Origin of the sequence: Anaerobiospirillum sp. NML120449, assembly GCF_023051105.1 — a bacterium.
Taxonomy (GTDB): Bacteria; Pseudomonadota; Gammaproteobacteria; order Enterobacterales; family Succinivibrionaceae; genus Anaerobiospirillum.
Window position 1 is genome coordinate 54,453 of the sequence record NZ_JALKIL010000024.1, and the last position, 18,970, is coordinate 73,422.

The window sequence follows — 18,970 nt, forward strand, 5'->3', positions numbered from 1 at the left end:
CTGCCCTGTTGCCTTACCATTGTGGTGCCTGGTTATGGGGCTTGTGAGCTGCAGATAATATGGATACTTATCATATGCCGGTGAGATGGCATTGCTTCATGCACTTTTAGATGGAGATTTTTGTGATGGAAAATGTTGATAAGGCAAATCTTGTAAAGCAGGTTGCCGAGCTTTATGAGGCTGATTCATTTGGTGGCATTATCGAGCTGCTTGAGCCTCATCTGGCTGACCTCGACTATGACCTTGCCCTGGAGCTGGCCCGTGCCTATATCAATGCTGCCAATGTTCAGGATTCCAATCCTCAGGTGCTGGCCACCAGTGAGCAGCTCTATCTCAACGCCAATGCTCTGCTCGACAAGTACGGCATGCAGGGTAAGGATCATGCCACCTATCTGTTCTACAAGGGCTATGCTCTGTTCAAGCTCGGTCTTACCAACGACGCTCAGATCCGTCTGCAGCGCGCTCTGAAGTTCATAAAATTCGGCTCCGAAGACAAGCTGCTGCCAACTATCAACCGTATGCTGGCTCTGTGTCAGTCCTACGATCCTGATAACACCTCATTGAGCCTGTCAAAGGAAGATGAGCAGCGTCTTGATGAACACATCCGTCATCATTTTGGAAAGTATCAGATTATCTTTAAGACCGACCGTTATGAGCTGGTCAATGTGCCTCCATCAGAGGATCGTCCTTTCAATCTCATCATGACCCGTGGTGTCTCAGGCCGCAGGCTCAACGTACCAGGCGGTGTTGATCCTCTGACCAACAGCCGTATTGAGCTGGCTGTATGCCTGCCAAAGGAGTGGGAATTTTCCAACAGTGAGTCTTACAATCTGTGGCCGGTAAACACCCTGTGTGACCTTATCAACTATGTGCTGACCACAGATGAGTTCATTGGCTTTGGCTATGCCTTCTCCAAGGGCAAGCCTGTCCACTCCACCACCGACTTTACCGGTGGCATGCTCACTGCCCTTGGTGCCTACGACAAGGAATGTCAGGAGCTGACCCTGACCGACGGCTCTGTGGTGCGCTTCTTTGAGCTGGTCTTCCTTTTCCCAGCTGAGCTTGAGTACCGCAGCAAGCACTCAGCTCCGGCTCTGCTTGAGCTCTTCGATCTCAAGAAGGTGATTCCAAGCCCTGTCCGCAAGCGTATGGATGTCTGCATTCAGTCCGTCCCGGTAAACAAGATCTAAAGCCGTCACTGGCTCCAGGCATGCGCCACTGGCCCCGGCCTGCGCCACTGGTCCCTGGGCTGCGCTGCAGGCGCATTGGCCAGGTCTCATGCACTGCAGGCGCAGTGACCAGGTGAGCTTTGCTCAGGATATGGCTATATGCCGTCGCTGAGGATATGGCTCTGCCTGAGAGGCCGGGTCCCAAATAAAAATGCCCTGAGAAATAAATCTCAGGGCATTTTTATTGCCAGCTGCTCAGGTCATCTTTGACAGCTGTGTGCGCTGCAGATTGTCCAGCTATTCAAGAATGTCGGACTCGGCCTCACTGTCGAGCAGCTCACTTTGAGTAAAGGTGCTCTTGCGTGCAGTTCTTGGTTTGGTGGTTCGGGTACGGCCAGTTCTGGCGGTGCTGCGGCTGCGGGAGCGTGCAGGAGCAGGCTCGTCGCTGTCCTGGGCAGCATCACTGACAATTTCAGATGCTATGGCGGCAGCCTCATTAACATCGTCAGCAGACTCTGAGCTGTCACCATCAGACTCGGCAGCAGGGACAGCTGGTGTTGCTGCGGCAGCAGAGCTGCTGGTGGCGTCGCTGCTGTCTGATTGACTGTCTGCCTCTGCCGGGCTGAGCTGTGCCTGGTCGTCGGCGCTGCTCCAGCTGTCCTGGGCCGCTGGCAGCGCTGCTGAGACCGGCTGTGTTGCAGTGGCTGCTGCAGTGGCTGGAGTGCGCTCGATGAGCAGAGCGCCGGTGGCTGATCCTGAGGCTGCTGCAGTGGCGGCTGCAGTGGCTGATGCGGCTGTGGCAGGGGCGCTGTCGGCGTTCAGGGCGCGCTCAAAGCTTTCGACGGCTTCCATGGTAAGAGCAGGGGCGTCAGCTGCAAACTTCTGCAGAATGTTTTTGAGATTGCCCTGGCCCGTGCATAAGGACACAGCCATGGCATCGATATTTTTGTTGAGGCTGTCGCGAATCTTGAGAATGGCCTCAAAGTCGTTACAGACCTTGGAGCACTTCTGGTAAATACGCTCAGCGCTGCGGGCAAGCATGCGGAACTTGTCACCCTGATTGGCCAGCACCCACAGATTGCCCACAATGCGCAGGGCAGGGAGCAGGGATGATGGAGATACCAGGTAGACATTCTTGCTCTGGGCATAACCATAAAGGCGATCGTCATGGCGCAGGGCAGTACCAAGGGCATGATCTACAGGAACAAACATGAAGACAAAGCCAGGGCTGCCGTAACTGTCGTAGCCCGGATAATCCTTCTTGCTCAGCTCATCAATGTGCTTGCGAATAGAGTCAATGTGACGTGACAGGGCAGCTTCACAGGCCTTCCTGTCGTTTTCTTTTTCAGCATTGCACAGCTCGGTGTAGGCTGTTAATGAGCACTTGGAGTCGATAATCAGACCACGGCCCTGAGGCAGGCGAATCAGTACATCTGCTCTGCCCTTGTCACCATGGTCATTAACAGCATAGGCCTCACGAACATAGCTTTCCTCACCATTAAGACCTGAGGCATCAAGCACCAGAGCCAGCTGCTGCTCGCCCCAGATGCCCTGGCTCTTGCTGCCCTGCAGCAGAGCGCGGGAGAGGTTTTCGGCTTTCTCACCAAGGCTGATCTGAGCCTCATGCAGATGCTTGAGCTCATTTTGCAGCTGGCCGGCCTGTTCAGAATTGGTTTTCTGAGTGGCTGCAATGAGAGTGCGGAAAGTATTAAGCTCATTTTGCAGAGGGTTGATAATCTGCACCATGTGCTCACTGTTGAGTTTCTGCAGGGATTCGGAGCGATCCTTGAGCAGCTTTTCACCCATGGTGTTCAGGCGGTGCTCAAGCTCGCTTTGTGACTGGGCAAAACGCTTGCTGTCCTCAACACGCAGCTGCTCCACGGCCTCCTTCTCACTGCGGGTCTGAGCTAGAGCCTCACTGCGCTCCATGATTTCCTCCTGGGCCTTTTTGAGGGCCTCCTTAAGGGAGGTGTTTTCCTGCTCAAGCTTGTTCAGAGCTTCCTGGTTGGCAGTCTTGAGGTTGATGAGCAGGCGTTCATTGGCTGATTTGATTTCACTGATGGAAGCTTCATAGCGGTTGCTGCTTTCCTCAATCAGTCGTGCAGCCTGCTCCTGCTCTTTCTTGATGGCCATCTGATGGTCAAGCTGTACTTTCTTAAGCTCATTTTCATGATTGGCAATCTGCTGCTTGAGATTACCTGTCTCAGTCTGGCAATTGGACAGATCCTTAACCAGAGTGATCTTTTCGTTGTGGGCAGCCTCACGGACAGTGTCGAGCTGAGCGTTGAGCTCGTCGTACTCGCGTCTTAAATTATCCAGCTGCTCCTGGAGGCTGGCTGCAATGGCAGCCTGCTCAATAAGAGCTGTATCAGCTGTACTGCCTGCAGCACCTGCAACTGAACCGCTGCCATTACCGGCAGATCCCTGCTGAGCGCTGTCACCTTTGTCAGCCTGGTTGCGGCGCAAGAAAGCGGCAACAGCCAGGGCAGAAACAACGGCTGTTAAAACAGTTATGAGTATGTTGCTGATCTCGTGAGGCATCATGGGTTAACCCTGAACAAATAAGAAAAGGAAGAAAGAATCAGGCTGCTGCCAGGTCAGGCCGTCCTGCAGCACAGGCGCCTTGGCTGGCGCATGCCGTCGTCTGGGGACGCTGGTTTTTGCCGCAGCCCCGCAAGCTGGCCTGGAGGAGTTTGCAGCTGACGTCAGTAAACTGGCCTTAAGGCGGTTACAGCTGACGTCAGTAAACTGGCCAGGAGGCGGTTACAGCTGACGTCAGTACTGGGCAGCGGCAGCAGCAGTCTGCATAAGGCACCATGCGACAGAGTTGGGTATCTGGGGCTGATTGGCAGCTGTGAGTATACGCTTTTGGAGCCGGGGCTGTTATTGCAGCACTGTTATTTGTAATGCTGATGGGATGTGGGCTTATCTCTTTGCTGGCGGCCGGTGAAAAGCATCTGAAAGGGCTTTGTGGTTGTTGATAAATATTATCATCAGGGAATGGGCCTGATCGGGGTATTAAATCAGTTATGCATATGTTTCGGTGCATTGTGCACCAAATTGGAGTACTTTCACTGCAAAAATCTGCAGAAATTTTAGCTTAAGTGAGTCCATGGTTTAAGGACGAGATTTCCTCTGCGGATGAAAACAGTCGTCCCCTGGTGCAGCGGCCGGTGCAGGTCCGGAGCAGAGCTGGTGCAGCGCCGGTGCTGCAGATGCTGTATTGCCTTTTAACAGAGCTGTGGCTGGTATGCTTTATACGACCTCTGACGTGCTCTCAGACGGCGATATTATGCTTGGGTATGGTCATGTACCCTGATGCGGTTGAAGTGGCTGTATGAGGCGCTCACGGCTGTCTATGAGCTTTTATCAGATCCTGTGCAGCCTGTTTGGAGTAATGGTGGTGTACTGGTGCTGCGCTGGGGATTGAGGGGCTTAGTTGGAAGGTCATTGCACGGACTTTTATGCGGAGCGGGCGCTGTTAACTGTGGTGATTAGAGACAGGTTTTTGTGCCAGGTACAGCTGTGATGGTATGGCTCGTATGAGTATGTTGTTTTGTGTGAAAATGGCTTAAATATGAGTAAAATCCGCAATTTGCTAGATACAACAAACAGGTAGAAAATATCCCCGCATACCATGCAGGGATTTACTAAGATAACAGTATTGGTTATCAGCACCAGCGGCACCGGTTGGCAGATGGCCTTGCGCATGTCGCATGGGGCTGTGAAATCTTGCCCCTTATGGGTCAGAACCTGCAGCGGTTGCGACTAGCTGTCGCTTTTCGTGGTTCTGGTACGGGCTGTCGCAGGCTTTCTGCTCTTAGCTGCAGAGCTGCGAGATGCGGTTGATCTGGCGCTTTTGGCGCCTTTTGCAGACTTTTGAGTGCTGCGGGTCTCTGGACCGCTTACCGGATCAAGTTCCTCTTCGTGAGGACCGTTTAAGTCCGGATTATCTGATTTTTTTGGCAGGGAGTGACTGAGCTGTTTAGCTGCTGCGCCTGTACGCGTTTCAGGCTTCTTCCCGGCTACAGGTTCATTATCTACCAACTCGGATGATTTGTCACGCATCTCACTTGATAGCTTTTGCTCAATTCCCTCAAGATATTTCTGAATTTCGATCTGAGATCTGATTTTTGGAGAGTCCGGACGGTAAGGAACGTACTCGTTGCTCTGGTTGGCATCGATGATACGGGCCTTCTGATTGTCGCTCTCCTGAATCTTGAAGATAGTACGGATACGCTCACGCAGAGAAGGATCAAGAATAGGGCAGCCAACCTCAATACGGTAATCGAGGTTACGGGTCATCCAGTCAGCAGACGAGATGTAGAGCTCCTCATTGTTGTTATTGCAGAAAATCATCACACGTGGGTGCTCAAGATAGCGATCCACGATTGAAGTGATGTAGATATTCTCTGACAGACCCTCAATACCAGGACGCAGGGAACACATGCCACGGATAATGGCGCGGATCTTTACGCCGGCCTGAGAGGCCTTGTACAGATGCTCAATGAGGCCCTCATCTACCAGGTTGTTCACCTTGAGGTTGATGTAGGATGGCAGGCCCATGGAGGCATTCTCAATCTCGCGGTCAATCATGGCATAAATGCGCTGACGGGCATTGATTGGGGATACCAGCAGCTTGTCAAAGCGTGGGCGGGTGTACGGGTACTCAATGAACTCAAAGACATTGTGTACTTCGCTGGTCAGCGCATCATCACGGGTAAACAGAGCAAAGTCGGTGTAGATCTTGGCCGTCTTCTCGTTGAAGTTGCCGGTACCAATGTGGGCATAGCGTACTGTCTGACCGTCTTCCTTACGGGAAACAATACACAGCTTGGAGTGAATCTTCAGAGTTGGCAGGCCGAAGAGAACCTTTACGCCGGCATCGGTAAGGTGAGAGGCCCAGCGTATGTTGTTGGCCTCATCAAAGCGGGCCTTGAGCTCCACTACTACGGTGACGCGCTTGCCATTGTTGGCTGCATCGATAAGAGAGTCGATTACACGGCTGTTGCGGGCCACACGGTAGATATTGATCTTGATGGCTGTAACCTTTGGATCATAGGAGGCCTGACGCAGGAATTCGGTGAAGTAGTCGAAGTTGTGGTATGGGTAGTACAGCAGAACATCGCCCTTGGATATGGCGTCAAAGACGTTGATGTTGCTGTCAAAGGCAGTGGAGCGGACCGGAGGCAGAGAAGGGTTTTCAAGACCGTCAACACCAATGCTTGGGAATGACAGGAAGTCCTTGAAGTTGTGGTAGCGGCCGCCAGGCATGCATGAATCTATGTCTGAAAGATGCAGCTCATCGGTCATGAATGCAACCATGTCCTTAGGCATGGCGCGGTCATAGGCAAAACGTACCGGCATGGCGTTCAGACGCTGCTTGAGGGAGTTTGACATGTTCTCAAGTACGGACATGTCCACATTACCCAGCAGATCGTACTCGGCATCGCGGTTCATCTTAATGGAGTAGGCTTCGATGGTGTCGTAGTCAAAGAAGCTCTTGAAAATGTCATCAAGGCAGATGCGGATGACATTATCGAGGAACATCAGAGTGGTCTGACCCTCCTCGGTAGGCATGGAGATGAAGCGTGGTACTACATCTGAAGGGATTTCCAGCAGGGCATAGTTGATCTCCTTGCCTGTCATTCTGATGAGCAGGTAGGTGTACTGGTCACGCAGGAACTGCACCAGATCGATGTTCTTGTTAAAGATAATAGGATTGATGTGCTTGAGTACATGGCGCTTGAAGTAGGTGCGTACCCATGCCTTCTGATTGTCGGTTACCTCGGTTTCATCGCGCAGGTAGATGCGGTGTTCAGCCAGCTCCTGGACAAGGGAGCGGTAGATGCGGTTAAGTTCACCCTGATAGCGGCTTACCAGCAGCTGTACTTCCTTGAGCAGACGTACGCTTACTGACTCATCACCGCCTTCTTCCTTGTTGATGATGATCTGACGCTTGAGGTTGGCCACACGTACCTTGAAGAATTCGTCCTGGTTGTTGGAGTAAATACCAAGGAAACGAATCTTCTCAATCAGGGGTACGGACTGGTCAGCTGCCTCCTGAAGAACACGGCCATTGAAGGATAACCACGAAATTTCTTTTGGTACCAGATCAACTTTCTTACTGTCAGACATAGAGCAACCTATATAAAAAGTCCGTATATCCGCCCTGCACAGGCAAGGCAGCTTCTGCCATGGATCCCGGGGACAAGCCCTGGGCAATAAGGCTTTACAAAACACACGCACATAATGCTGCAGGCCACCAGCTCACAACCTGAAACTGGAGCCCAGTGCTGACGGGCCGGCAGCGCTGCAGGCATACTGCATCTGCGCCGCATCCATGCCGCATCTGCGCCGCAGCCGTGCTGCATATGCGTTGCAGCAGGCTGTGCGGGTTTGGCCGCAGCATGCACTGCATAGTGCAGGGGCTTGCTCGCCTGCGTCAGCAGGCCTGCAACTTTTCAATCAGATTTGGTCTGTACCACCTCTTTCCCGTAACAGCCTGCATGTTCTGCTGTTTACTCCTGCACCATCTGCCACGCATCATCTGCTCTGCATGAGCTGACAGGCATGTACCACTGGAAGCATGGCTGTATGGCAAATTTTTCGGGATGGACCAGTGGTGCTGACATACTGTTAACTGTGATGGCAGCGCAAGGCCGTCCCGGGCTTTGGGCAGAGCAGTTATGGTTATGGCGAGGAAAGGAATCCTGATGCAATCGATGCACAGGGGGTGACGGGCGCAGCATTGCTGGTCAGGTGGTAAGCATTATGGTCAGTTACCGGCTCGCAGGGGGCTGGTAACACGATCGCAAAAGTATAAATCAGGGAAATTAAGTTCTTGTTAAGCATCATACCCTGATTGAACAAAACCGGGAAAAACCAGGTGGCGTTGCAGCATCAGGATCACTTGTCCATGTGGTATGTGTTGCCAGATGCATGCTGCAGACTGCGCATTAAAAACTTAAAAGCCTGAAAATCAGGTAAATAACCGAAAAAACAAAAGAGCTGGTCATGACCAGGCAATAATCTGGCCGGGTATTGCAGGGGCACACCAGGAAAGGCCAGGTACCTGTATTTGCATGATCAGCCGGGCCTGGTCATTAATATGCAGACGGCAGCTCCTTTATGGAGAGTATTCCCTGGCGATGACATCCTGGCCTGGTATGACCAGCATTGCCATGAGGAACCTGCCGTGATCTGAGGTCGTAAAAATCACTGGACTCTGTTGCCATGGTGCTTAATTAAAGGCTTTTCAGCACCTGATGGGGCTCAGTCCGAAAAGCAGATGTTCAGAGTAATACTCGATATGATATATCGATAAGGGCAGTGCAAATTGACTCTGGATCAAAAAAAATAAGCTTTTTAAAGGGCAGCAAACTCTCTGTTTTCAAGCCAGGGCCTATGGGGCACGGGCACGTGACTTTATCGTTCGGTCACAACTTCTTTTACAGTGCTGAGCACCAGAGGACTGTCAGGCTCGATTTGTACCTGTATCAGACTGGTGCCTGAGTCTGGCACCAGGCTGACCGGTGACTGCAGCTTGCTCCTGGTATCAGGCTGACCGGTGACTGCAGCTTGCTCCTGGCAGCAGGCTGGCCGGTGACTGCAGCTTGCTCCTGGTATCAGGCTGACCGGTGACTGCAGCTTGCTCCTGGTTGAAGGCTGGTTCTTGCCTTGAGGTCTGTCCACCTGGCGAACGCGGGAACTTTTGCAGTAGCTTTGTGCTGTTGTGGATGCGATCTCAGACGGCGGTAGTGTCAGTGAGTCCGGGCCGCATTATCTTTCGTCAGTGTGATCAGCCCAGGAGGCAGCCGCTTCAGGTTCAGGATGACGGTCTTTGATGTCAAAGCCTGAAGGTGGAGCAGGAGGCTGATCCCCGGTTGCGTTGCCCTCTGAAAGAGACTGTGACTGCTGCTGACGCTCCTTGACTTTCTTCATATGCTTTTCCAGACGCTCACGGGCAGCACGGGCTGCTTCATCGGCCTTTTTCTCTACAGCGCGCATCTGCTCTTCACGGGCTTTTACCCGCTCCTGCTGGCGCTTGAGAATTTCAGAAACTGCGGCTGATGGATCAGGTGAGCCTGGCTCATCTGGCATGCCGTCACTGTCTAAGTGATGTTCAGCTTCGCCATTTGCTTTGCTGTAGTCCTCATAAAGTTCCAGTGGGGTATCAAGTTCAGGATCATTTGAATCAAGGGCATGCATGGTGTCAGCGCCGGATCCCGGTATGGTAAGCTCCTCCTGCTTTGCTGCACGGGCAGCATCTTCAGCTGCGGCCTGATGACGGGCAGCCTCGTAATAGCTGACAGGACGCTCGAGTACAGGAATGCCCTGAGGTATGCCCGAGTCACGCTTTTTATCCTTTGCTGACTTTTCAGACTCTCCCTCAACAGCTGATCCGTCCTGGCGCACGGCACCAAAGCTCAGCATAGAGCTTTCCTCTTTGCTCTCTTCTCCTTCCATAGCTGCTTTTGCATCTGCAGTGGACTTATCGGCAGTGGACTTATCATCAGAGGACTTTTTCTGGCTGTCTTGAGGCAGGGCTGCATATGCTGCAGGAGCCGGCTGAGCATCAGTGTCTGATGGAGCCGTCTCAGGAGCAGCATAAGATGATGCAGTGGCAGTGTCATCTGCTGCAGCTGTGGCTGCAGTTGCTTCAGTGGCAGAACCTGCTCCGGTGGCATCCCGGGCAGTAGCGCTGTCAGCACTTGCTCTGGCTTTGCCGGATCTGGTGGCAGCGCTGTCTGATGCGTTTGAGGTACCGTTATCGGAGATGACCTGGGTGCGGCTCAGAGCCTGGTTTTTAGGGGTAAGTTTGGTCTTGCGCAGGTAAAGATGGGCACCGCTGTCGCCATCGTCTATCATGGCAAGATGCTCAGCGCGGGCTTTCTGACGGGCCTCTTCGGCTGTCTTTGGAGTGTCAAGCTCCTCATCACTGGCATCAAAATCATCCAGATCCTTCTTGCTGTTCTCATAGTCTTCATCGCGGGTGGAGTTGCGGGTCAGCTGCTGGTAATAAACTGAGCCAGGATTCATAAGACCCATGAGCATCTGTCTGGCATTTCTGTTGCCCAGACGGGCTGACTGCTCAAGCAGGCGCACGCCCACGCCAATGGTTCTGATGTCCTGGATGAAGATACGTCCGGCTACTTCAAGGCCGTCCATTTCGCCTCTGACATTGATAATGCGCTGAATCCAGAAAGCGCCGTCAGAGTATCTGTTGGTAGCATAGAAATAGCGGGCGGTACGGGCAATCTGACCCTGACGGATCAGCATGCGTTTAAAGGCGCGGTCATCACCAAGGAGCAGGGCTTTCTGAGCGCAGCGTTCAAAGGCAAGGGTAGGGGCAATGCGCTGATAAAGGAAGGAGCCCTTAGGGTAATTGGTAAGAGCGGTATAGGTACTCAGATAGGTATCGATAATGTCTTCGATTTCGGAAATGTCGCCCAGGATACAGTCAGAGCACTTGTTAATAAAGCGCTGGGTCTTGGTCTTGCCCTCAGGGCGTTTGGCCAGCACTGATTCTGAGACACGCTCTTCCTGAGTTGTCTCATCCTTGATGGAACAGGCGCTGAGCACAAAGGAAGAGGCCAGTGCCAGAACCAGCAGTACTCTGAACTTGGTGACCATTTAACACTCCGGGAAATTCTGCATACATAACGCCCCTGAATAAGGAGACCCGCAAGCATAAGTTATCACATGTTGCCCCTGGCTGCGCATCTGTAACGGGATGGCAGTCAAAAACGGCGTGGCTGTGTTGATATGGCCCCGTGCTGCGGTCAAAAACGTGCTGTCCCGTATGGGCGGGGACAGACTGTGCAGTGTACGGTCCAGGGCGGCCTGGGCATTACTGGTGTTGAAACCAGGTGGTCAAAATGACAGCGCCCCGGCCATTGGCCAGGGCGCTTGTAACCTGTCATCAGATCAGTGCAGCTGCATACTGCTGCTGACAGATGGTGTTATCAGTTGTTATCAGGATCGGCCTGATAGGAGGTCTGCCCATCGCGTGGCAGAGCAGTGGCCTGTTCCTGACCTTCAAGATTGCTGAAATCGATCTTCTGAATGCTGTCCTGGCCACTGTAGAAGCTGGCAGGCATTTCAAAGTCACCCTCAACAGACTTGAGCAGGCGGCCCTCAAAGACCAGAACCAGGTTGGCAATGTCAGGGCGGGTCCAGCCTCTGCGGTCATAATGCACGTAGTACCAGCGGCTGTTGTCAAAGGCATCGGTGAGCATTGGGGTACCCATAATGAAGCGTACCTGCTCGGCGGTCATGCCCTGACGGAGCTGATTGATGGCTTCCTGTTCAACGTAATTACCCTGCTTTAAATCGACACGGTAAGCACAGCCATTAACAGCAACGGCAGCCAGAGCAATAGCGCATACAGAGAAAATCTTGGTGCTCAGTTTCATGTTTTTTAAAAAAGCCCCTGGTTGAGATAAGCAGCCGGGACAGGCTCGCAGCCAGAGCGAGGTCTCCGGATAAATATGGCAGAACCTTGCTGCCCGTTGCCATGTCCTGTTCGGGCTGCCGATAAAGCTCCAGCCTTGCTGTCAGCTCCCTTGCAGCGCCTTTGGGGGACAAAAGCCGCTCTATTTTAACAAAAAGGCAAAAGATTTGACCAAGCTCCCTTGAAATTGCCCGTCCATGGCTCCATATAAACTGGAGGTACTTCCCGCCTGTGGCTGGAAGTACTTTTTCCTGTCTGCAAACTGCTGGTTTTTCCTCAGCAGAGCACAGACCGGGACAGCAAGTTCTGTCAGTACCGTCATAAGAGCGCATGTTCAGGCACAGACTGCAGCATTAAGCAGCCATTGCAGGATAATGTGACTGTGAGATTGCTGGCACTAAAACATCAGCTGTCATACGGGGCTTGTGCTGAGGAAAAGGTAGCAGTCAGCCGCACGGTAAGCGCTCAGGTTATCTGTCCCTGTCTGGCTTGCATCTGCGGCATGTTTGAGCAGGCAAACAGATGCTCGAAGCCAGAGCTTCCGGTATATTGGTTTTTGTAAGACAGATTCATGCAGGAACAAGCAGATGCAAGATTTTGAGAATAACAAGAGTGTTCAGGATGCCATTAATACTTTAGAAGGTGCTGCCGGCACTGCTCAGGATCAGGCAGACTACGCTGCCCGCAAGGCTCAGGAGTATGCCCGCGCCCAGGCTGAGGCAAATGGCATTCAGCAGCCACGTTTCAGCAAGGCTGCCGCTTTTAATGCCAATGGCGATCCTACTGATGAGAACGTCGTCAGCGAAGATGATATTGAAGAAGATGATGACGATATTGATTACACCCAGGATGACTGCGATACTGTCGAGGCTACCCCTGCAGGGGATGATGCTGCCGCCATTATCAGCGACCTTCAGGGTCAGATTGAGATCCTCAAGCAGACCGTTGCCTCAGAGCATGACAAGATGATCCGTGCTGTTGCCGAGGCTGACAACATCCGTAAGCGTGCTGCACAGGACATTGAGCGTGAGCGCAAGTATGCTCTTGAGAAGTTTGTAAACTCCCTCATGCCTGTATATGACGCTCTGGAGAAGGCTCTTGAGTACAGCGATCGTAACAATGAGGCTACAAAGGCTACCCTGGACGGTGTAGAGAACACCCTTGCCCTTTTCTTAAAGGAGATGCAGTCCTTTGGTGTAGATCAGGTTGATCCAACTGGCCAGCCTTTTGACCCTAACTTCCACCAGGCTGTTTCCATGGTGCCATCAGCAGACGTTCCAAATAACCATGTTCTGTCCACCATGCAAAAGGGCTTCACCCTCAATGGTCGCGTAGTGCGTCCAGCCATGGTGGTTGTAGCCAAGAACGGCTAATCAGTCATGTGTATGGCTGCACTGTCTGTGCAGCTGACGTGGCCGGTGACTGAGCTCTTGCCGCAGGAAAACGGACCCGGATTTGACCACTGGTCATCCGGGTTCTGTTTTTTCAGCGCCCCTGTGGCGCTGACTGTCGCAACGTTCTGCCGCACGTCACGCCCTTGCGGTTAAAGTACTCATAGCCAGCTATGGCCAGTCAACAGGGGCATATGGCTCAACTTCGTGTGGCTGTGCCTGGCATCATTCCTGGGAAGGTGTGGCGGTGCCTGGTAAGTCCTGGTCAGGTGTGATGGCAGAGGCTGTCAGGATGGGCGGGCGCAGAAGTGCCTGGCAGCGGTTGCCGGGACAGGCGGGCGCAGGTGGGACTGGCCGGGTGGCTGGGATGGGCGGGCGCAGATGGCCTTTTTAAGGGATTCAGGCGGAAAGGGCTTAAAAAATTAAAAAAATTTTGTGATCTGTACTTGAAAAAATTTGGGGCTAACCCCAATTGATTAAACAGTTAGAGATAAAGATTTTTTCAGAACCAGTGCACTGTGAGCCGGTAGCGACAAGCAAAGACTTACAGCCTGCGCACCAGGGGCTCTAACTAAATAAGATGCCTTTCTGAAGAATAGAAAAGGCAGCAGTGCTCAGGCATTCAGTGAAGCAGAAAGATGTAAGACTTAACTGACTGCTCCTGGTTCAGATACAGATTAATCAGCGGAGATAAAATCATGGGAAAGATTATTGGTATTGACTTAGGTACTACTAACTCTTGCGTTTCTGTTTTAGATGGTGACAAGGTTCGCGTTCTTGAGAACTCTGAGGGCCGCCGTACAACCCCATCTATCGTAGCTTATGCTGACGACGGTGAGATTTTAGTAGGCGACGCCGCCAAGCGTCAGGCCGTTACCAATCCTGAAAAGACCTTATTTGCCATCAAGCGTTTAATTGGTCGTCGTTATGATGATGCTGAGGTCCAGCGCGACATCTCCATCATGCCATTCAAGATTGTCAAGGCTGACAATGGCGACGCCTGGGTTAACGTAAATGACAACAAGCTGGCTCCTCCACAGATTTCTGCTGAAGTCTTAAAGAAGATGAAGAAGACTGCCGAGGACATCCTGGGTGAGGAAGTTACCGAGGCCGTTATTACCTGCCCAGCCTACTTCAATGACTCCCAGCGTCAGGCTACCAAGGATGCCGGCCGAATTGCAGGTCTGGACGTAAAGCGTATCATCAACGAGCCTACCGCCGCTGCTATTGCCTACGGTGAGGACAAGGCCAAGGGCGAGCAGAAGATCGCTGTATACGATCTTGGTGGTGGTACCTTCGATATTTCCATCATCGACATCGATGAGATCGACGGCGAGAAGACCTTCGAGGTTCTCTCTACCAACGGTGACACCCACCTTGGTGGTGAAGACTTCGACAACCGCATCATCAACTACCTGGTTGAAGAGTTCAAGAACCAGCAGAATGTTGACCTGCGTCAGGACCCACTGGCCATGCAGCGTTTAAAGGAAGCTGCTGAAAAGGCCAAGATTGAGCTGTCCTCTTCCCAGCAGACCGACGTTAACCTGCCATACATTACCGCAGACGCCTCTGGTCCTAAGCACATGAACCTCAAGATCACCCGTGCCAAGCTCGAGGCTCTGGTTGAGGATCTGGTAAACAAGACTCTTGACCCTGTAAAGACCGCTTTAAGCGATGCCGGTCTGTCAGTTTCCGAGGTTGACGACGTAATTCTGGTTGGTGGTCAGACCCGTATGCCAATGGTGCAGAAGCTGGTTGCTGACTTCTTTGGCAAGGAGCCACGTAAGGACGTAAACCCTGACGAAGCTGTTGCCATGGGTGCTGCCATTCAGGGTGGTGTACTCTCTGGTGCCAAGAATGACGTTCTTCTGCTGGACGTTACCCCATTATCCCTGGGTATTGAGACCCTGGGCGGCGTAATGACCACTCTGATTCCTAAGAACACCACCATTCCTGCTCAGAAGTCTCAGGTATTCTCCACCGCTGAGGATAACCAGCCTGCCGTAACCATTCACGTACTGCAGGGTGAGCGTAAGCGTGCCTCTGACAACAAGTCCCTGGGTCAGTTTAACCTTGAAGGTATTGAGCCAGCCCCACGTGGCAATCCACAGATCGAGGTAAGCTTCGACATCGACGCCGACGGCTTAATCCACGTATCTGCCAAGGACAAGAAGACTGGCAAGGAGCAGAAGATTACTATTCAGTCTTCCTCCGGTCTGTCTGAGGACGATATCGAGCGTATGGTTCGTGAGGCCGAGCAGCACTCTGCTGAGGACAAGAAGTTCGAGGAGCTGGCCGCTGCCCGCAACCGTGCTGACAACACCATTCACATGGCCCGCAAGGAGCTCAATGAGAAGAATGTCAGCGGCGACGACAAGGCTGAGGTCGAGCGTGCCATCAACGGTCTTGAGCTGGCCGTACGTGGCGACAACAAGGATGAAATCGAGAGCTCCGAGAAGAAGGTTCTCGAGTCCTTACAGGCTATCCTGGCCAAGCAGCAGCAGGCTCAGGCCGGCGCAGGTGCCGCTGGTGCAGGTGCTTATCAGCAGGCCGACCAGGGTCAGCCACAGGGCTCCAAGCAGGATGACAATGTAGTCGATGCCGAGTTCGAAGAAGTTAAGGACGACAAGAAGTAATTTCTTGAAGTAATACCTGAAAGTAATCCTTAACCTTTACTTTCCTAATTACCGTGGTTCAGTTATGCAGATGCACAGCTGAGCCCGGTAAAAACAGCAATAAAACGGGCGGCCCGGGATGCCGGGCAGCTCTGAGCTAAGGCGGAAGGAGCCTGCTGATCTGCTCTGAGAAATGTTCAGGGCCGGTTTTCAGCCGGTTCTCTCCGCTTTTTAGGCTTTAGGGCTCTGCTTGAGGCTGATGTCATCATCAGAACTCTAAAGCCTAATAATGCCCTACAATCAGATTTTTCACGCATTCAATCCTGAGCTGTCGGCAGTATCCGTATGAGCAGGGCGCAAGAGGCGCCTGAACAGGAGACAGAGCGTGTACCAGATTTAATCGAGATAAGCATGGCAACAAAGCGTGATTATTACGAGGTGCTGGGTGTAGCACGAAGCGCGACTGATGATGAGATCAAGCGTTCTTTCAAGCGCCTGGCAATGAAGTTCCATCCGGACCGAAACAAGGATCCGGATGCCGGTGACAAGTTCCGTGAGATCAACGAGGCCTATCAGGTATTAAGTGATCCTCAGAAGCGCTCTGCCTATGATGCTGGCGGCTTTGATGCTGTTAACAACAGCGGCGGTCCAGGCTTTGATCCATTTGGCGGCGGTGGTGCTGATTTTGGCGACATCTTTGAGACCATCTTCGGCAGTGCCATGGGTGGTGGTGGCGGCCGTCGTGCCCGTCGTCCATCAGGTCCGGTAAGAACCCGTGGCCGCGATCTGCGCATTATGGTTCCTCTTACCCTTGAAGAGGCTGTTAAGGGCCTGACCAAGGAGGTCAAGATCAATGCCCTTACTACCTGTCCTGACTGTCATGGTGAGGGTACCAAGGATCCTAAGAGCCGCAAGGAATGTCCTGTATGTCATGGTCAGGGCGTGGTTATCGGCCAGCAGGGCTTCTTCTCCATTCAGCGTACCTGTGACCACTGTCATGGCGAAGGTTATGTAGTTACTGACCCATGTAAGACCTGTAATGGTCAGGGCCGTATCAACAAGGCCCGTACCGTTAAGATCAATATTCCAGGCGGTCTGGATACCGGCCAGTCCGTAGTAGTTGAGGGAGAGGGCGAGTCCGGAACTCATGGCGGACCAAGCGGCGATTTAATTGCCGTTATCCAGGTTAAGGACCATGAGCTGTTCAAGCGTGACGGTGATAATCTCTACTGTGAGGTTCCAATCACTTTCACTACTGCAGCTCTGGGTGGCAAGGTCACCGTTCCTACCCTGGATGGCAAGCTGGCTATTACCGTTGAGCCAGGCACACAGACCGGTACTACTTACCGTCTGGCCGGCAAGGGTATCAAGGCAACCTACACCAACCGTACCCGTGGCAATCTGTACTGCACCGTTGTAGTAGAGACTCCGGTCAACCTCAACGACTACCAGAAGGATCTGCTGCACAAGCTTGAGCAGTCCTTTGAGGATGACGCCAAGGACGGCAAGGAAGAAGGCGGCAAGCCCAAGCCAGGCAGCAGCCAGAAGCCAATGAGCGACTCCTTCATTGACAAGGTAGGCAAGTTCTTCAAGGACCTGGGCAAATAGTCCAGGGGGTGGCGGCAGCAAAAATCACCGCGCAGCCTGCGCAAGGCGCAACCTGCGCTGCTGCGTGCAGTGCTGACAGGCCTTTGCCTGTCAGCATGCTGCCCGCCACCTTTACCTTTGCTTAAGAGCAGCCTTACTACGGCCCTTTAGCCGTGCTCATACGAAAAAAGCTCTGTTAGATGTCAGCCATCCAATAGAGCTTTTTCATTATCTGCCTGAACAATTTTCTACTCTGGACCTCCCCACCACTAAAGTGAGCTCTGGATGCAGAGGGCATTGCTAATCTCCCTGTCTGGAGCCTTGCGATTCTCCCTGTCTGGAGCCTTGCGATATGCGACCCTGCCTGACAGGGCACGCCTTACGGGGCAGGTCTTATGGTGTACGGCGTATTAAGTGCTTGTGATTTTCATCACGTTTTTTGATAAATCCTTATATTTATGCGATTTGCGCGGGTATGATTCATAACTTCAACATATGAATGTAAGTCTGAGAGGTGACCCTATGCCAATGAGCCGCGTTGAATATGATCAGAGATATAAAAGCAGCATAAATCAGCGTCTTTCAGAGGTTCAAAGCCTTTATGAGCTGATCTTCCAGTTTGAAAAAACCAAAATGGATGTTTCTCGTGAGCTTCCAGGGGACCTCTCCGATCGTAGCTTCGAACGCCATATTGAACATTGCTCTAAAGAGCTGAAAGAGCGATTCTATGCGGAGGAGAGCAATGATGAGAAGCTGAAAATCATACTGGCAGATACTCTCAGACACATCTACAGTGAGTCTTCTGCTGCGTTAAGGAAAGTCACTCTTTTGAACGCGTATCTTAACGCTGAGTGGCCGGACGAACGCAATACCTGCGGCATGCCAAAGTACAGCGTTGCTCCGATAATATTCAGCAGCATCATAGCTGTGTGCTGCTTCGCCCCAACAGCCAAAAACATCACTTCATTTATAAACTCTCGAAGATACGAGCTGGGCATGCTGTTACCGGGAGCTAACCTGATTAATAATGAGATTTCTACAAGCACTGTAAGAAACATCATTTCTTTTGGCGAACCAGAAACAAAGCGAGAGCTTCTGAATAAAATTTCCCGTCTTCAGCAGATCTCTGTCAGAGCTGGCTTAACTGGTGAAAGTGGCTTTCTTCTCGGACACACTCCTCCTGATGACTTTGCCAAGGCCCACACGTATGGCATTGATGGACAGTCTCTTAATGGAACTTACAAAGCAGGGTCTGTTTCAAGGACCATTAAGGCTGGAGATGTAGTAACCATGTATAACTGCAGCACTCGAGCCCCTGAAGATTATGCTGTTGCCAGTAAGAAGTCGCATGAAAAGGACTTCATTGAGCAGTTCGTACAAAAAATCAATGGTAAAAACGCTGTTGTTATGTGGGACAGTCTCAACACTACCCCCATAACATTCAAGACTGTGATTGATTCAGGAAATCACCCTCTATGCCCTTTAAAGGCTAATCGTAAGGATGAGTACCAGGGCCTGAAAGACACGTTTTCAGCGATTGAGGATGGTTCTTTCAATGTTTCAACTATGAAGTACACCTCTCCGGCGGTTACTGCTCATGGCCGTGAAACAATCAACGAATTCATGCTTATTCCAGCATCAGCTCTGCCTGAGGAAATTGTTTCAAAGTATGAGGGCGTGAAAACAGCAGTGCTCAGAAGAACTACTACAAGGAAGGTAATTCGTAAGCGTGCTGTCGATGAGTCTGTGAAG

At 52.1% G+C, this 18,970-nt stretch carries 9 protein-coding genes; 5 read left to right on the forward strand and 4 right to left on the reverse strand.

Annotation, left to right across the window (positions count from 1 at the left end; translation table 11 throughout):
• Window positions 1–125 precede the first annotated feature (125 nt).
• Complete coding sequence (locus MXE41_RS08080; RefSeq protein WP_246977978.1) at window positions 126–1,190, forward strand: suppressor of fused domain protein; 1,065 nt, start codon at window positions 126–128, stop codon at window positions 1,188–1,190.
• Between the two features lie 276 nt (window positions 1,191–1,466).
• On the opposite strand, the gene rmuC is transcribed toward MXE41_RS08080, so the two are convergent.
• The 4 genes from rmuC to bamE form a co-directional block, all read right to left on the reverse strand.
• Window positions 1,467–3,713, reverse strand: a complete 2,247-nt coding sequence (gene rmuC / locus MXE41_RS08085; RefSeq protein ID WP_247100130.1) for a DNA recombination protein RmuC — start codon at window positions 3,711–3,713, stop codon at window positions 1,467–1,469.
• A 1,224-nt stretch (window positions 3,714–4,937) separates the two neighbouring features.
• On the reverse strand, window positions 4,938–7,307 hold the full coding sequence (gene ppk1 / locus MXE41_RS08090) for a polyphosphate kinase 1 (RefSeq protein WP_247100131.1): 2,370 nt from the start codon (window positions 7,305–7,307) through the stop codon (window positions 4,938–4,940).
• A 1,644-nt stretch (window positions 7,308–8,951) separates the two neighbouring features.
• Window positions 8,952–10,805 (reverse strand): hypothetical protein, encoded by a 1,854-nt coding sequence (locus MXE41_RS08095; RefSeq protein WP_247100132.1) that lies wholly within the window; start codon window positions 10,803–10,805, stop codon window positions 8,952–8,954.
• 332 nt (window positions 10,806–11,137) lie between these two features.
• Window positions 11,138–11,587, reverse strand: coding sequence for an outer membrane protein assembly factor BamE (gene bamE, locus MXE41_RS08100; RefSeq protein ID WP_246976594.1), 450 nt, complete (start codon window positions 11,585–11,587; stop codon window positions 11,138–11,140).
• 625 nt (window positions 11,588–12,212) lie between these two features.
• Between bamE and grpE the strand changes: the two genes are divergently transcribed.
• From grpE to MXE41_RS08120, 4 genes are all read left to right on the forward strand, one after another.
• Window positions 12,213–12,998 carry a nucleotide exchange factor GrpE gene (gene grpE, locus MXE41_RS08105; RefSeq protein ID WP_247100133.1) on the forward strand — a complete coding sequence of 262 codons (786 nt, stop codon included), beginning with the start codon at window positions 12,213–12,215 and terminating at the stop codon, window positions 12,996–12,998.
• A 716-nt stretch (window positions 12,999–13,714) separates the two neighbouring features.
• On the forward strand, window positions 13,715–15,652 hold the full coding sequence (gene dnaK / locus MXE41_RS08110; protein WP_246976600.1) for a molecular chaperone DnaK: 1,938 nt from the start codon (window positions 13,715–13,717) through the stop codon (window positions 15,650–15,652).
• 390 nt (window positions 15,653–16,042) lie between these two features.
• Window positions 16,043–17,239 carry a molecular chaperone DnaJ gene (gene dnaJ / locus MXE41_RS08115; RefSeq protein WP_247100134.1) on the forward strand — a complete coding sequence of 399 codons (1,197 nt, stop codon included), beginning with the start codon at window positions 16,043–16,045 and terminating at the stop codon, window positions 17,237–17,239.
• Between the two features lie 507 nt (window positions 17,240–17,746).
• Window positions 17,747–18,970: hypothetical protein (locus tag MXE41_RS08120; protein ID WP_247100135.1), on the forward strand; the 1,224-nt coding region annotated here is incomplete at its 3' end.

Excerpts from the sequence above, each read along its gene's own strand:
- bamE (WP_246976594.1), bottom strand. The coding sequence starts at position 11,587 with ATGAAACTGAGCACCAAGATTTTCTCTGTATGCGCTATTGCTCTGGCT.
- MXE41_RS08095 (WP_247100132.1), bottom strand. The coding sequence starts at position 10,805 with ATGGTCACCAAGTTCAGAGTACTGCTGGTTCTGGCACTGGCCTCTTCC.
- rmuC (WP_247100130.1), bottom strand. The coding sequence starts at position 3,713 with ATGATGCCTCACGAGATCAGCAACATACTCATAACTGTTTTAACAGCC.
- grpE (WP_247100133.1), top strand. The coding sequence starts at position 12,213 with ATGCAAGATTTTGAGAATAACAAGAGTGTTCAGGATGCCATTAATACT.
- MXE41_RS08080 (WP_246977978.1), top strand. The coding sequence starts at position 126 with ATGGAAAATGTTGATAAGGCAAATCTTGTAAAGCAGGTTGCCGAGCTT.
- dnaJ (WP_247100134.1), top strand. The coding sequence starts at position 16,043 with ATGGCAACAAAGCGTGATTATTACGAGGTGCTGGGTGTAGCACGAAGC.
- ppk1 (WP_247100131.1), bottom strand. The coding sequence starts at position 7,307 with ATGTCTGACAGTAAGAAAGTTGATCTGGTACCAAAAGAAATTTCGTGG.
- dnaK (WP_246976600.1), top strand. The coding sequence starts at position 13,715 with ATGGGAAAGATTATTGGTATTGACTTAGGTACTACTAACTCTTGCGTT.